Below are 16,118 nucleotides of genomic sequence, written 5' to 3'. Positions count from 1 at the left end.
GGCAATAAAAAGTACTGCACTCCATAAAGGTTGGATCTGAATGAGTTCTAAATCCGCGCATATAATAGCCTAGCTGATGCGATTTGAGAACAAGGTTGTGACTTGAGTCTCTTTTGGCAATTGCTTAAGGTGCCAATGTTTGACTCCCCAAGCAATAATTTCGTCTATATTAGCCGTATTTATGTGCTCTGGTAGGTCAAAACCTAGAAAGTGCATTGCTTGAATTAAGGTGGGGATTGGCTTTTCTAAGCAAATCCCTTGCGCGTGATTTTGTTTGGAAAGTTTGGCACCATTTGCGGTAACCGCAAGAGGAAGATGCAGGTAGCTCACCGGTTTAGCGCCGAGTAATTGATAGAGACTGATTTGACGACCTGTCGGTTCGATGAGATCGGCGCCTCGCACGACTTCTGTGATGCCTTGGTCTATATCATCAATTACAACGGCAAGGTTATAGGCAAACAGTCCATCACGGCGTTTAATAATAAAGTCTTCTTGGGCGATTTGTTTTGGAATAGCAATTGCACCTTGCTTTAAATCGATAAACTCTGTTACAGGAGCATCAATTTTTATCCGAATGGAGCAGTCTTGACCGTCAAGATCTTGCTCTCGACAATGCCCTAAATAATAACTGCCAGCGGCTTTAATTTGTTTGCGTGTGCATTGGCAATAGTAGGCTTGCTTATCAAGTAACCACTGATCTATTTGTTGTTGATAAAGGGGGTGCCTTTGACTTTGATAGACAACATTGTTATCCCAATACAAATGGTAAGCTTCAAGGGTTTCTAAAATCAGTTTTGCAGCGCCGGGCATCTCTCTTGGAGGATCAAGGTCTTCCATGCGTACCAGCCAAGTCCCTTGTTGGGATTTAGCTTGAAAATAGCTGCCAAGGGCTGCTACTAGTGACCCAAAATGAAGAGGTCCTGAAGGGGAGGGTGCAAATCGTCCTACGTATTTCATATCAATACTTATTACTGAAAAAAGGGAGCCTAGGCTCCCTTTAGTTTAAACATTTTGATTGGCGTTAGCCTTGCATTTGTTTTTCTTTTAGCTCTGCTAGGGTTTTGCAATCAATGCAAAGATCCGCTGTTGGGCGAGCTTCAAGGCGACGAATGCCAATTTCAACACCACAAGAATCACAGAAGCCGAACTCATCTTCTACTATCTTATTCATTGTTTTTTCAATTTTTTTAATCAAGCGACGCTCACGGTCACGGTTACGCAACTCTAAGCTAAACTCTTCTTCCTGTGATGCACGATCAACAGGATCTGGGAAGTTGGCTGCTTCATCTTGCATGTGTACAACAGTACGTTCTACATCTTCACGCAACTGGCTACGCCAAGCCCCTAAAATTTTTGTAAAGTGAGCCATTTGCTCTGGTGACATATATTCTTCACCAGCTGTCTCTTTGTACGGCTCAACACCTGCAATGGCTAGAATGCCTAGCGCTTTCTTCTTTAATTCTGGCATACCGCATCTCCTAAATAGCCTTATTAAACCACTGCTGGTCTAATTTTAAGGCGGGTATCTATAGCAAAAAGTCCCTGCCTAAGCAACAAAGTCTATAAGTTACATCTTTAACCAACTGTGTTTTTGTGAACAATTCGGCACTTTAAGCACCAATAAATGGCAGATAATGTGCAATTTTGACGCTGTTCACAGATAAATCAGCTTTGTAACAAATTACTTCAACACCGGCCTCTTGGGCTTGTTTAAGTAAAATCGAATAGTGCCCATCTATATGGAGTGCCGGAGATACTTTTTCAATCCCTGAATGTAAAACAATGAATAAAAGTACTGCTCTTTTACCCGATTTTTTTACTTCTATCAGTTCTCTTAAGTGCTTTTGACCTCGAATTGTCACTGTATCAGGAAATTGTCCCAATCCTTCGCTTTCTTTTGCGAGCAAAGTAACACTTTTCACTTCTACATAACAATCGGCTTTATTTGAGTCCTGCAGGAGGATATCGATACGACTATTTTCAGAGCCATATTTCTGCTCGGTCTTTAATTCATCATATCCTGAAAGTTCAGAAATCGTGTTGTTTTGTATGCCTTCAATAGCTAATGCGTTCGCTCGGATGGTATTCACGCATATGTGATGGCCGGCAGGTGTTTGCGTTAATTCCCAGCTATTTGGGTATTTTCGTTTTAGGTTATCAGAGGTGGAAAACCACACCGTGCTACCAGGCTCGGCGCAGCCTGTCATAGCCCCTGTATTGGCACAGTGAATAGTGATTTCTGAACCATCTTGTAGAGAGATATCGGCAAGAAAACGTTTGTAGCGTTTGATTAAAGTTCCGCTTTGTAAGGGAGGAGAAAATTCCATTTCTAAATCATTTGGGTAGAATTGAGGGAAGGACACATCATGGCATAGGCCTATCTCTTGACTCAAGCACTATCCAAGCTACCGATTAGCGCGATTTCAGATGACATAATGCACTCCCTTGGGCAGAATTCGCAGTTAATCATTCAAGCGCCGCCAGGGGCGGGTAAGTCAACTTACTTACCATTGCAACTATTGCTTAGCTCCCAGTGGAGCGGCAAAATTATTATGTTAGAGCCGAGACGGTTAGCGGCAAAAAGCATTGCGACATTCATTGCCAAACAGTTAGGTGAGCCTGTCGGGCAACGCGTTGGTTATCGTATTCGAGGAGAGAGTAAAACCACCTCATCAACTCGCTTAGAGATCGTAACCGAAGGGGTACTCACTCGAATGATCCAATCGGATCCAGAGTTAAGTAATGTTGATATGATCTTGTTTGATGAATTTCATGAAAGAAGTCTGCATGCCGATCTTGGTTTGGCTTTGGCCTTGGAAGTACAGCAGGTTTTCAATGAACAATTAAAAATTGTGGTGATGTCGGCAACTCTTGATCAGTTTGGGTTGCAGTCTATTTTACCTGACGCCATTGTGCATACCTCTGAAGGTCGAGGTTATCCCATTGAACAGCACTATGCGCCAGCCAAACCCAATCAAAATTTAATTGCATTAATTTGCCAACAGACAATGAAAGCCATTAATGAGCAGCAAGGGTCTATCTTGGTGTTTTTACCCAGTGTGGGTTTGATTAATGCGTGTTTTGATACGTTAGAGGCACAATTGGCGTCAAATAACGGCATTAGCGTACTGCCTTTGCATGGGGGGCTGGACTTTTCAGCTCAGCAACAAGCGATTCATCCGTGTGCAAATGGGCATCGTAAAGTGGTATTGACCACCAATATTGCGGAAACCTCCCTCACTATTGAGGGGGTTAGAATTGTTATTGATAGCGGCTTGGAAAATCGAGCAAGCTTTGATTTAGTCAGCGGCGTAACTCGCCTTGAGCAGAAATGGATTTCTCAATCTTCAGCAGTGCAACGAGCAGGCCGCGCAGGCCGAACCGAAGCGGGCTTATGTGTGCGTATTTATTCCGAGTCTCAGTTTAAACAAAATCCACAACATACCCAGCCAGAGATACTGCGCAGTGATCTTTGTTCATTAATGCTAGAAGCGGTGCTGTGGGGAAGTGGCGATCTTAAAACAATGCAGTTTGTTGATCAGCCACCCAAATCAGCGGTTAATGCAGCTTGCGATCTTTTACAAAAATTAACCTTACTCAGTTCTGACTTAGCGCTGACTCATCAAGGCAAGCGAACACTACAATTAGGGCTAGAGCCTCGCCTTGGCTCAATGTTGTTATGTGCACCAGCGGCGTTATTTACAACGGCACTGGCAAGCGCGGTAGTACTAGAAGAGCTGATGAGAAATAGCGATGATATCTCGTTCCAAGTGGGGCTTTTTGTTGATAAGCGACACCCAAAGCAAGGCCTACTGCAAACGCGAGCGAATCAGTTAGCAAAGCGTCTTAATCAGAGCTTTTCATTGTCTGCGGTAAATACCAGCAAAATTGGTTTGTGTTTGAGCTTTGCCTATCCCGATAGAATTGCTCAAAGGCGCAGTATTAGTGGCACTCAATACCAACTTACTTCAGGTCATGGGGCTATGGTGGATGATGTTAGCCGCTTATCAACGGATGAATATGTTGTCGCCGCTAAGCTACAAAAAGGTCGTCAATCATCAAGTCGAATCTTGGCTGGTGCGGCGGTAAGTCTGGCTGATTTAGAGCTTCACCATCAGTTTGAGAAAAAAGATATTTTGCAATGGAGTGAGGAAAAACAATCTCTATTAGCAGAACATCAAACATGCCTTGGCAAATTAGTCATACAGCGCAAACCGATATCGTCAGCGGATCTTTCCGCGGATCTATTGGCAAAAGGGATGTTGGATTTTGTGATTAAAAAAGGCTTGCAGGTATTGCCATGGAGTAAAGAGTGCATCGCTTTACGTCACCGCGTTAACTGCGCAGCACAATGGCTACCAGAAATGAACTGGCCTGACTGGACAGAGACAGGGCTACTTAATAGCGTTGATCAATGGTTATTGCCCTATTTAGAGGGGATTCGCTCGGTTAAGGGCTTAAAAAGCCTTAAAATGATGGATATTCTCAACAGTTCATTAGGTTGGCCGCTGAATCAGAAAATAGACACATTGTTACCTAAAGCGATTAAAGTGCCATCGGGCTCAATGAAAGTGCTTCATTACGCTGATGATCAACCGCCAAAGTTATCAGTTAAATTACAAGAAATGTTCGGTGAACCGCAATCTCCCACCGTTGCAGAAGGCAGAGTGAAGGTTACTCTTGAATTGCTTTCCCCAGCGCAAAGACCTTTGCAGGTGACCCAAGATCTAGCCGGTTTTTGGAATGATGCTTATAAAGAGGTGCAAAAGGAAATGAAGGGGCGTTACCCTAAACATCCTTGGCCTGACGATCCTGCATCACACCAAGCCACCAGTAAAACTAAACGTCATTTAAAATAAGTCGTTATCTAAAATCAAAATGGAATACTAGCGTGCCAGAAAAACGGACTCCACCAAAGACTCGTCAAACCAAAAAGCCTCAAGCTAAAAAAACGCCGGCTAAAAAAGCGCGTCCTAAAAAAAATAAGATCAACAAAAAGCCATCGACTTCTTGGGTTAAAAAAATTTGGAGTATTGGCTGGAAAGTTGGGCTGACCGGTATTGCGGTACTGGCTTTCGTGATGGTGTATTTAAATACGGTGGTAGAGCGCCGCTTTGATGGTCAACTGTTTGATCTTCCTACCATAGTCTATGCGCGTATATTAAATTTAGCTCCAGGTACTGAAATTACTCACTCTCAGATGTTGAAAGAGCTGGATGTTCTTCATTATCGTAAAGTTCAATCACCGAAGTTCCCTGGAGAATACTCAGCGTCGAACAGCAAAATAGAGCTGATTCGCCGCCCGTTTGATTTTCAAGATGGGGCAGAGCCTGAGCGCCATGTCATGCTTTCGTTTGATAGCAATAGCGTGACTAAAATACAGTCTTTAGAGAAAAAAGGTGAACTCGGTTTTTTACGTCTAGAACCTAAGATGCTTGGCATGCTTGAGAAAGACGTTACAGAGCAGCGATTGTTTGTTAAAAGACGTGATTACCCAGAATTTTTGGTTGATGCGTTATTAACCACCGAAGATCGAGACTTTTATCATCATGATGGCGTTTCTCCTACCGCAATAGCGCGTGCGTTTATTGTGAATATAAAAGCCGGTAGAGCGGTGCAGGGGGGAAGTACCTTAACTCAGCAGCTCAGCAAAAATTTATTCCTGACTCAAGAGAAAACCTTATGGCGTAAAGTTCGAGAAGCTTTGATCGCCATTATTATTGATCATCGCTACGATAAAGATCGAATTCTTGAAGCGTATCTGAACGAAGTCTACCTTGGGCAAAGTGCAGGACAAGCTATCCATGGTTTTGGTTTAGCGGCACGTTTTTACTTTGGGCAACCGATTCAGGAACTGCGTATTGATCAACTGGCGATGCTGGTGGGGTTGGTAAAAGGTCCTTCGTATTACAATCCAATTCGTCACCCACAGCGCTCGAAAAATCGTCGAGATCTTATTCTCAAACTGTTGCTTGAAAAAGGCGTGCTTGATTCTGGGCAATATCAACAAGCCATAAGCCGAGATTTGGATCTGCAAAAAACGCCGCGTATTGCCAGTCGTCAGCCTGCGTATTTCCAACAACTTAAAAATGAGCTTAACCAATATGTTGGGGGGGATTTTGAACAGCATTCAGGATTGCGTTTGTTTACCACATTGGATCCTGTCTCACAGTCTATGTTGGAAAAAGCGGTGACTGAAACACTGCCTAGATTAGAAAAAGGCAAACCGGATAAATTAGAGTCAGCCGCTATTGCAGTAGACAGAAGAACGGGTGAGATTCGAGCTATGGTTGGCGGGCGACGCACAGGTTACGATGGTTTTAATCGCGCTCTGAATGCCTCACGTCAAATAGGTTCTCTAGTGAAGCCTGCGGTGTATTTAACAGCGTTGATGCAGCCAGATAAATACCAATTAGCTTCAACTTTGGTTGATGAGCCGATTTCATTAAAAGGCAATAAAGGCAGTACTTGGACGCCAAGAAACTTTGACCGTAAGTTTAGAGGGAATGTGCCGCTGTATCGCTCGTTAGCCCATTCTCTTAATGTCCCTACGGTGCGTTTGGGTATGACTCTTGGCATGAAAAATGTGCAGAACACCATTGAAAGCTTAGGGGTTGATGAAGACGAAGTGAGACCATTGCCTTCTATGTTCTTAGGTGCGTTTACCCTAACGCCATATCAAGTAGCGCAAATGTATCAATCTCTCACGAATTCAGGTCGAAAAGTGCCATTAAGTGCGCTACGAGTGGTGAAAAACCAAGATGATGAGATTATTTATCAATCTTTCCCTCGCGCTCAACAAGTGGTTCCTGAGCAGGCAGCTTGGCTTGCAACTTATGCAATGAAGAAGGTTGTGAGTGAAGGATCTGGGCGATATTTATCAGCACATTTTTCTCGTTATTCATTAGCGGGCAAAACCGGAACCAGTAATGATGGACGCGACAGTTGGTTTGTCGGTGTTGATGGTCGAGAAGTGGTGACACTTTGGGTTGGACGTGATGATAACCAATCGGCGCATTTGACTGGTTCATCAGGGGCGGTAAGAGTCTACGCTGACTATTTGAAACATCGTGAACCTGAAGTACTAAGTTTACCTTGGCCGCAGGGCATTCGTACTCTTGGTTATCGAAAACAAGCAGACGGAAGCTTAGCGGTAGACTGCAACAGTCAATTTAAATTGCCTGTTTGGGATGAAAGTGGACAGGCATTAACTGACTGCCAATCAAACGCAAAGCCTTGGTTTAAAAAAATATTACCTTGGTAAAAAGGATGAATCGCCATAAAGTGTGTTAGATTTATGGTTATTCTAGTAAACGGATTTATAGGATTTTCAATTGCTTCGTAATGCATTTGTTATAGGCATCATTGGACTCTTTACATTAGCCGTGAGTACCTCCGCAGCTTTTGCCACAGAGTCTTATGCTCAGCACTCTAAAACACGTCCAACTATGGGAGTAGTGTTAGCCGGTGGTGGCGCTAAAGGTGCGGCACATATTGGCGTGCTTAAAGCGCTAGAAGAGATGCGTATACCAGTTGATATTATTACTGGTACCAGTATGGGTTCGTACGTTGGTGGTCTATATGCGACCGGGCAAAGTGCCGATCAAATCGAGAGCTACCTTACTGATATTGACTGGAATTTAGGCTACCGCGATCAGGTCGTTCGTGCTGATCGCCGTATTCGTGATAAAGCTTACGAAGACAGATACCAAATCAATGCCGATTTAGGTGTTGGTTGGGGAACCATCAAAACTCCAAAAGGTGTTGTGCAAGGGCAGGGAATGCTACGAATTTTGCGCGAAACCTCACACTCTCCATTAGATGTAGACAGCTTCGATGACTTTGCGATTCGCTACCGCGCGGTTGCTACCGATATTGTAAACCTTAAAGAAGTTGTTATTGATAAAGGCTATCTAGTCGACGCTATGATGGCTTCTATGTCCGTGCCGGGCGCTTTACCTCCCTATGAATTAAATGGCCAACTATTGGTTGATGGCGGTGTGGTCAATAACATGCCGGTGGATCTCACTCAGCAAATGGGCGCTGATTACATCATTGCTGTTGATATATCATCGGACTATAAAACCAAGGAAGAGCTGGCCAGTTTCTTAGATGTGGGTGGACAACTTTCTAATTACCTCGTGCAACGCGGAACAGTAGAGCAGGGTAAACTCCTGCATGAACAAGACGTATTACTTAGCCCTGATGTAGGTCAAATAGGTACGACGGACTTTAGTGCTATGCCGGATGCTTATCAGCGTGGCTACGAAGAAGCAATGAAGCATAAGCAGGAGCTTGCAAAGTTTGCTTTGTCTGAGGAAGACTACGCCGAATATCAAAATCAGAAAGCAGAAAAAGCGCAGAAAATTGTGTTTGGTGATGATTTGCTGGTCGATAAAATTGAAATGATCAACCAATCGCACTTTAACCCGGAAGTGCTTAATACTCGCCTTGGCCTTGAAGCGGAAGATAACCCAACCGCAGAAGACATTGAAAACGGCGTATCACGATTGTACGCGTTAGATCGATTTGAAAAAATCACTTATAAATATGATCAGCGCGATCTTGAAAATACCCTTGTTATTGATGTTGATGAGAAAGATTGGGGGCCGAACTACCTAAACTTTCGTTTTTTCCTCGAAGATGATTTCACTACGACCAGTCAGTATGCCATTGGTGGATCAGCAAACTTTACCGATCTTGGCTGGGATGGCGGTGAGGCGAGAACCAGTGTCGAGCTTGGTACGGACAAACTCGTAGCAGCCGATCTATACACTCCATTTTTCTCCAATCAAGTTTTGTTCAATACCTTGTTGTTGCAGTATAGCGATGAGACGCGCAACGTTGCGTTATCCAGTATCAAAGGTGAAGAAATTACCGACCTATCGGATGTAAGTAATTACTTACCCGTGACCTACTCTGAATTTAAAGTGGACATGAGCATTGGTCTGCAACCTGCGTTATGGAATCAGCTTTCCGTCGGTTTACGTTATACATCAGGTCGAGCAGGGTTATCGACGATATCATCTGGGGGATACGTCTCCTACGATCGTAAGGGTATTTACCTGCGATATGTGGCAGATACTTTAGACAGCGCCAGTTTGCCAACCGAAGGACATTATTTATTGATGGAGTATTTAACCTCTTTTGATGATGTAAATGATGCAACTTCCAGTTATGAAGAAGAGCGAGTGGATGAATATAAAGTTCGCTGGGTATCGGCTGTCACCTTTTTACAAAAACATACCTTAGTGGGAAATGCTGAGGTGGGGATTTTTAACTCGGAAAACAATATTGTTCCTATCGATCCTTACGATCTCGGTGGTTTTCAACATCTTTCGGGTATTCCTCGTAATAGCTTAATTGGTCAAAATAAAGCCTTTGCTATGTTGGTGTATCGCTACCGATGGTTTGAAAATGACTTTGGCATGTTTAAGTCGCCTATTTATGTCGGGATGTCGGCAGAATATGGTGGCGTATGGTCGGGCTCCGATCGCAGTTTTGATAACGTACCTCTTTTTGTTGCAGGTTCAGCCTATATAGGAATAGACTCACCTTTAGGCCCTGTGCTAGTGGGGTATGGTCAGACAGAAAATGGTATGGGCGCGGCATACTTATCTATCGGTACTCAATTTAAATAACCCTAAATATAATTGGGTAAATCGAGGGTAGTTATTTACTCGGTTTACCTATTTTTCTAATCTTTATCCGCACTTTCATCTCAAGTTGCTATGTTGGTCAATATGGTGAGATTTTAATTTAAAGTTAAATTTGCTATTCTCGACACACCATTTTGACCCTTATCACTGCTTACACATGCTGTGAAGCGATATAGTGACTAAGGATGAGGTATCTAATCAAAGGATGTCTGAGGCTTTTGTCTACAGACCACAACCAGAGGAATGAAGTTGTGCTTGAAGCTTATCGCAAACACGTAGCTGAGCGTGCTGAACAGGGAGTAGTTGCAAAGCCCCTAAATGCAGAGCAAGTCGCCGGACTTGTTGAATTACTGAAGAATCCACCTCAAGGTGAAGAAACCTTCATCTTAGATCTCTTAGAAAATCGTATCCCACCGGGTGTTGATGAAGCGGCATACGTCAAAGCAGGTTTCTTAACTGCTGTCACTAAAGGTGAGATAGAGTCTCCACTAGTATCAAAGCAAAAAGCAGCTGAGCTTTTAGGCACGATGCAAGGCGGTTATAACATCGAATCATTGGTTGCTTTATTAGATTGTGCAGAGCTTGCACCTATTGCAACTACCGCACTTTCTCATACATTACTGATGTTTGATGCTTTCTATGATGTAGAAGAGAAAGCGAAAGCAGGCAATGAACATGCTAAGAAAGTGATCCAATCTTGGGCTGATGCTGAGTGGTTCACTTCTAAAGAAAAAGTGGCTGAAAAAATCACAGTTAAAGTCTTTAAAGTGACTGGCGAAACCAATACTGATGACTTGTCTCCAGCACCTGATGCATGGTCACGTCCTGATATTCCTGTGCATGCAAAAGCGATGCTTAAGATGGAACGTGAGGGAATCAACCCAGATGAAGCGGGTAGTATTGGCCCTATTAAACAAATTGAAGAACTACAAAAAGACGGCATTCCACTTGCGTATGTCGGTGATGTTGTTGGTACGGGTTCTTCACGTAAATCTGCGACTAACTCTGTGCTTTGGTTTATGGGTGAAGACATTCCATTTGTACCAAACAAGCGCACTGGCGGTATCTGTTTAGGTGGTAAAATTGCACCAATCTTCTACAACACGATGGAAGATTCTGGCGCACTACCAATTGAACTAGATGTGCAAAACATGAATATGGGTGATGTGATTGACATCTATCCGTATGAAGGTGTTGTACGCAAGAACAACGAACAAATCTCTAGCTTTGAACTAGGCAAAGTATTGCTGGATGAAGTTCGCGCTGGTGGCCGTATTCCACTGATTATCGGTCGTGGTTTAACAAGCCGAGCTCGTGAATCTCTAGGTCTAGAAGAAACCGATCTATTTGCTAAGCCTATTGATCCATTAGCATCAACTAAAGGCTACACACTGGCTCAGAAAATGGTTGGCAAGGCATGTGGCGTAGAAGGTGTACGTGCAGGTCAATACTGCGAACCTAAAATGGCAACTGTAGGCTCTCAAGATACGACCGGTCCTATGACTCGTGATGAACTTAAAGATCTCGCTTGTTTGGGTTTCTCTGCTGACTTGGTTATGCAGTCTTTCTGTCATACATCTGCGTATCCAAAACCAATTGATGTCAACACTCACCATACGCTTCCTGATTTTATTATGAATCGTGGCGGTGTATCACTTCGCCCAGGTGACGGTGTGATTCACTCATGGCTTAACCGTATGCTGCTACCTGATACTGTCGGTACAGGTGGTGACTCACATACTCGTTTCCCTCTAGGGATTTCTTTCCCTGCCGGTTCTGGTTTGGTGGCGTTTGCGGCTGCGACAGGCGTTATGCCTTTAGATATGCCAGAGTCCATTTTGGTGCGTTTTAAAGGTGAGATGAAACCTGGCATTACTTTACGTGATTTAGTGCATGCAATTCCTTACTACGGAATCAAGCAGGGCCTACTTACTGTAGAGAAAGCGGGTAAGATTAATGAATTCTCAGGCCGCGTGCTTGAGATTGAAGGTGTTGAGCATTTATCTGTTGAGCAAGCGTTTGAGCTTTCTGATGCATCTGCTGAGCGAAGCGCGGCAGGCTGTACGGTTAAGTTATCTCGCGAGTCTATCGAAGAGTACTTAAATTCAAATGTCACCATGCTTAAATGGATGATTGCTGAAGGCTATGGCGATCGTCGTACTATTGAGCGCCGCATTACTGCAATGCAAGAGTGGCTTGATAACCCTGAGCTTATGCAAGCGGATAAAGACGCTGAATATGAGCATGTTATTGAGATTGATCTGGCTGAGATCAATGAACCAATTTTGTGCGCACCAAATGATCCAGATGATGCACGCACACTATCTGATGTGCAAGGCACTGATATTGACGAAGTATTCATCGGTTCATGTATGACCAATATTGGGCATTTCCGCGCTGCGGGTAAATTGCTTGAGAAATTCAACGGCCAGCTTGATACACGCCTTTGGGTTGCTCCACCAACAAAAATGGATCGTGACCAATTAACAGAAGAAGGTTACTACGGCATCTTTGGTAAAGCTGGCGTTCGTATTGAAACTCCGGGTTGTTCTCTATGTATGGGTAACCAAGCGCGCGTTGCTGATAAAGCAACGGTGATGTCGACTTCTACACGTAACTTCCCTAACCGTCTTGGTAATGGGGCGAATGTGTATCTGGCTTCGGCGGAGCTTGCGGCAGTAGGTGCGATTTTAGGGCGTATTCCAACTAACGAAGAGTACTTAGAGTATTCTTCTCAAATTGATGCGACAGCGGCGGATACTTACCGTTACCTGAACTTCCATCGCATGGAACAATATACGGATAAAGCCGATACGGTTATTTTCCAAGAGCCAGCTTAGTTTTTAGAGCTTGCTGTTTATAGAGCTTTATAAAGCCCTCTGAACATATTTAAACCGCTGTTTATCAGCGGTTTTTTTATGCCTGCATTTTGGCTTTTGTTGCATGGTGAGTTATGCGGTAGAATCACGACAAATCTAATGCCCTAATAGGGTTTTGTATCTCAAGAGGCCGATAATGGAATTTGAATTTAAGCGTGTATTTGGTGTGTATTCCATTCAATGCAGTATGGGGCATGAAATCGTCGGACGCTGGCTACAAGAAGAAATCGGCCGAGATCAAGAAAAGCTACAACAGGTATTTGAATTAATCAGCGAAGCTGAGACTAATAAGAGTCAGGTACTTTCTCTTCGTGGTACTGAAATTAGCTTGAGCATCGAAGCATCAGAAGTGACAGTACAAGAAAACGTATTGTCCCAAGACAGCGAGCAGGAATTTGAACCAGATATGAGTTTTTATAATAGTGAAAGTTCAGCAATATGTGGTTTAGAAGATTTCTCAACATTAATTCATCAATGGCAGCGCTTCCTTACTACTGGCCGTTAGTCTCTGGCCAACACAATCTCCTTTGCCCCTTAATTGCACAATGCTGTGACATTTATTAACATTTTGTGCACTTTTGGTGAACACTGCGCACCATTACGGTGCGTTGGTTGTTAGCCTCTTTTCCTTTCTTTTGCCTTCCCCTTAAAAATCAATAACTTAAAAACTTGGCACGCCCTTTGTATATATAAAACTGTTGATGAAACTATTATTTATGCTGAGGGAAAGCGATGAAACTAATCAATGCAATTATAAAACCCTTCAAACTGGACGATGTCCGTGAAGCCCTATCTGATGTGGGTATTGAAGGTATGACAGTTTCCGAGGTTAAAGGATTTGGCCGTCAGAAAGGCCACACAGAATTATATCGTGGCGCAGAGTATCAAGTGGATTTCTTACCAAAAGTTAAATTAGAAATCGCAACACAAGCTGAGAATGTTGACCGTGTAGTCGAAGCTGTAACTAAAGCTGCACACACTGGCAAAATCGGTGATGGCAAAATTTTTGTTTATGACCTTTCTCATGCTGTACGTATTCGTACAGGCGAAATGGATACAGAAGCCCTTTAAGAATAACGGACAAGAGAATTTATTATGGAACTTATCGCTACAGTAACGGAACTACGTTACGCACTAGACACTTTTTTCTTTCTAATTTCAGGTGCACTGGTTATGTGGATGGCAGCAGGCTTTGCCATGCTAGAAGCAGGCTTAGTTCGCTCTAAGAACACCACTGAAATCTTAACTAAAAACATCGTCCTATACGCGATTGCTTGTACTATGTTCTTGTTGGTGGGTTACAACATCATGTACGTAGACAATAGCGCGGGCGGATGGATGCCTTCGTTTGGTAACCTAATTGGTACTCAAGCTGAAGGTGCAGACCACTCACTAGAGTCGGACTTCTTCTTCCAAGTCGTGTTTGTTGCAACAGCAATGTCAGTTGTTTCTGGTGCTGTAGCTGAGCGTATGAAGCTTTGGGCTTTCCTTGCATTTACCGTTGTTCTAACAGGTTTCATTTACCCAATGGAAGGTTACTGGACATGGGGCGGTGGTTTCCTATCAGAAGCAGGTTTTAGTGACTTTGCAGGTTCTGGTATCGTTCACATGGCAGGCGCAGCCGCAGCTTTATCTGGTGTTATCTTACTAGGTGCACGTAAAGGTAAATACGGTAAAAACGGTTCTGTACACCCAATCCCTGGTTCAAACATGCCTCTAGCAACGCTAGGTACCTTTATTCTTTGGTTTGGTTGGTTTGGTTTTAACGGCGGTTCTCAGTTGATGGTTTCAGACTTTGAAAACGCAACGGCAGTAGGTCAAATCTTCCTAAACACTAACGCAGCAGCAGCAGCAGGCGCAATTGCGGCACTGATTGTATGTAAGCTAACTTGGGGTAAAGCAGACTTAACTATGATTCTTAACGGCGCGTTAGCCGGTCTTGTTGCTATCACAGCTGACCCTCTATCACCGTCACCACTTGCTGCAGTCAGCGTTGGTGCAGTTGCGGGTATCATTGTTGTCTTTAGTATTGTTGGCTTTGATAAAATCAAGATTGATGATCCAGTCGGCGCTATCTCGGTACACGGTGTGTGTGGTTTCTTTGGCTTGATGGTTGTTCCTCTAAGCAATGCAGATGCAACATTTGGTGCTCAGCTTCTAGGTGCTGCTGTAATCTTTGGTTGGGTATTTGGTGCAAGCATGGTTGTGTGGGCTGTACTGAAAGCAACTATGGGTATTCGAGTAACTGAAGACGAAGAGATGGAAGGTATGGATGTTCATGATTGTGGTATCGGTGCATACCCGGAGTTCATGACCGTTAAATAGTCATACTGATTCATTCTTAATGTTAAAGGCCTGCTTTGTGAGCAGGCCTTTTTTGTGGGTGTAGAAAACAACAATGACAGTTACATTTGGTTACAAACAAGTTAAGTAAATGGCATAAAAGTTGATTTAGTCGGTTGTTTGAAATCGGTTCTTGAATATAATAAACGCACTGATAACTATTCTCAATTTCAATTAAAGGGACTGTAATGAAAAAGCTACTTATGTTGACTGCTGCTATTAGTGGTGTATTTGCGCCAATCGCATCGGCTACTGAAGAGGTCAATGTTTACTCTTATCGCCAACCATTCTTGGTTGAGCCAATGTTTGACGAATTTACTAAGCAAACAGGTATTGTTGTTAACGTTAAGTTCTCAAAATCAGGCATTGCAGAGAAGCTTCTTCAAGAGGGTGAATACAGCCCTGCTGATGTTGTCTTAACAACAGATATTAGTCGCCTAGTTGAGCTTAGTAATAAAAAAGTAGTTCAAGCATTAGATAGCAAAGTTATCGAAGCTAACGTACCTGCGCAGTATCGTGATAGTGATAACGAGTGGTTCTCTCTAACACTACGTACTCGTAATGTTTACTCTTCACGCGATCGCATTGGTAAGCTAGGTTCTGATTTTGACTACAAAGATCTCGTTAAGCCTGAATATAAAGGCAAGATCTGTACTCGAAGTGGTAAGCACCCATACAACGTTTCTTTAGTTGCTTCTATGGTGGCTCATTACGGTGAAGCTGAAGCGAAAACATGGCTAGAAGGCGTAAAATCTAACTTAGCTCGTAAACCTCAAGGTAACGATCGCGCACAAGTTAAAGCGGTTAAAGAAGGTCTATGTGATCTAGCGCTAGGCAACAGCTACTACCTTGGAAAAATGGTTAATGATCCTAAACAAGTAAGCTGGGCTGAATCTGTTTACATTAACTTCCCAGGTCAAGAAGCTAATGGTACTCACGTAAACGTGAGTGGCATGGCAATGGCTAAACATGCTCCAAACCATGACAATGCTGTGAAGCTTATGGAATTCCTAACCGGTGACAAAGCTCAGCAAATGTACGCAGAAATTAACTATGAATACCCAGTAAAAGAAGGCGTTAAGCGTTCTGAACTTGTTGCTTCATGGGGTGAATTTAAAGCAGATACTCTTTCTTTAGAGAAAATTGCTGAAAATCATGCCATTGCTGTGAAGTTGCTGGATGAAACTAAGTTTGACCTGTAATACACTAGATGCACAAATGCATATGGATTTTTATA

11 protein-coding genes are annotated in these 16,118 nt (G+C 43.3%); 8 read left to right on the top strand and 3 right to left on the bottom strand.

Going from position 1 to position 16,118, the window contains the following annotated elements; translation table 11 throughout:
- Nucleotides 1-69: 69 nt before the first annotated feature.
- The 3 genes from gluQRS to sfsA all read right to left on the bottom strand — a co-directional run bounded on the left by gluQRS (nucleotide 70) and on the right by sfsA (nucleotide 2,327).
- Nucleotides 70-957 (bottom strand): tRNA glutamyl-Q(34) synthetase GluQRS, encoded by an 888-nt coding sequence (gluQRS, locus tag A9260_RS01890; protein WP_068695664.1) that lies wholly within the window; start codon nucleotides 955-957, stop codon nucleotides 70-72.
- A gap of 64 nt (nucleotides 958-1,021) precedes the next feature.
- The gene (gene dksA / locus A9260_RS01885) at nucleotides 1,022-1,468 is read right to left on the bottom strand and encodes an RNA polymerase-binding protein DksA (RefSeq protein ID WP_068695662.1); all 447 of its coding nucleotides are present in this window, start codon (nucleotides 1,466-1,468) and stop codon (nucleotides 1,022-1,024) included.
- A 142-nt stretch (nucleotides 1,469-1,610) separates the two neighbouring features.
- Nucleotides 1,611-2,327, bottom strand: coding sequence for a DNA/RNA nuclease SfsA (sfsA, locus tag A9260_RS01880; protein WP_068695660.1), 717 nt, complete (start codon nucleotides 2,325-2,327; stop codon nucleotides 1,611-1,613).
- A gap of 57 nt (nucleotides 2,328-2,384) precedes the next feature.
- Here sfsA and hrpB point away from each other — a divergent pair, with 57 nt between their 5' ends.
- From hrpB to A9260_RS01840, 8 genes are all read left to right on the top strand, one after another.
- A complete protein-coding gene (hrpB, locus tag A9260_RS01875) occupies nucleotides 2,385-4,859 on the top strand; it encodes an ATP-dependent helicase HrpB (protein WP_082957007.1) in 2,475 nt (824 codons plus the stop codon).
- Between the two features lie 32 nt (nucleotides 4,860-4,891).
- Nucleotides 4,892-7,264, top strand: a complete 2,373-nt coding sequence (gene mrcB, locus A9260_RS01870; RefSeq protein WP_068695658.1) for a penicillin-binding protein 1B — start codon at nucleotides 4,892-4,894, stop codon at nucleotides 7,262-7,264.
- Between the two features lie 70 nt (nucleotides 7,265-7,334).
- Complete coding sequence (locus A9260_RS01865; protein ID WP_068695657.1) at nucleotides 7,335-9,641, top strand: patatin-like phospholipase family protein; 2,307 nt, start codon at nucleotides 7,335-7,337, stop codon at nucleotides 9,639-9,641.
- A 269-nt stretch (nucleotides 9,642-9,910) separates the two neighbouring features.
- Entirely contained in the window at nucleotides 9,911-12,499 is a 2,589-nt protein-coding gene (gene acnB / locus A9260_RS01860; RefSeq protein ID WP_068695655.1) for a bifunctional aconitate hydratase 2/2-methylisocitrate dehydratase, read from the top strand.
- Between the two features lie 175 nt (nucleotides 12,500-12,674).
- A complete protein-coding gene (locus A9260_RS01855; RefSeq protein WP_068695653.1) occupies nucleotides 12,675-13,043 on the top strand; it encodes a YacL family protein in 369 nt (122 codons plus the stop codon).
- A gap of 227 nt (nucleotides 13,044-13,270) precedes the next feature.
- On the top strand, nucleotides 13,271-13,609 hold the full coding sequence (gene glnK / locus A9260_RS01850; RefSeq protein WP_068695651.1) for a P-II family nitrogen regulator: 339 nt from the start codon (nucleotides 13,271-13,273) through the stop codon (nucleotides 13,607-13,609).
- Nucleotides 13,610-13,633: 24 nt separating this feature from the next.
- Complete coding sequence (locus A9260_RS01845) at nucleotides 13,634-14,863, top strand: ammonium transporter (protein WP_068695649.1); 1,230 nt, start codon at nucleotides 13,634-13,636, stop codon at nucleotides 14,861-14,863.
- Nucleotides 14,864-15,069: 206 nt separating this feature from the next.
- Entirely contained in the window at nucleotides 15,070-16,083 is a 1,014-nt protein-coding gene (locus tag A9260_RS01840; RefSeq protein ID WP_068695647.1) for a Fe(3+) ABC transporter substrate-binding protein, read from the top strand.
- Nucleotides 16,084-16,118 lie beyond the last annotated feature (35 nt).

Source organism: Vibrio sp. UCD-FRSSP16_30 (assembly GCF_001676025.1).
GTDB lineage: Bacteria > Pseudomonadota > Gammaproteobacteria > Enterobacterales > Vibrionaceae > Vibrio.
This window is presented reverse-complemented; position numbering and strand designations above follow the sequence as displayed.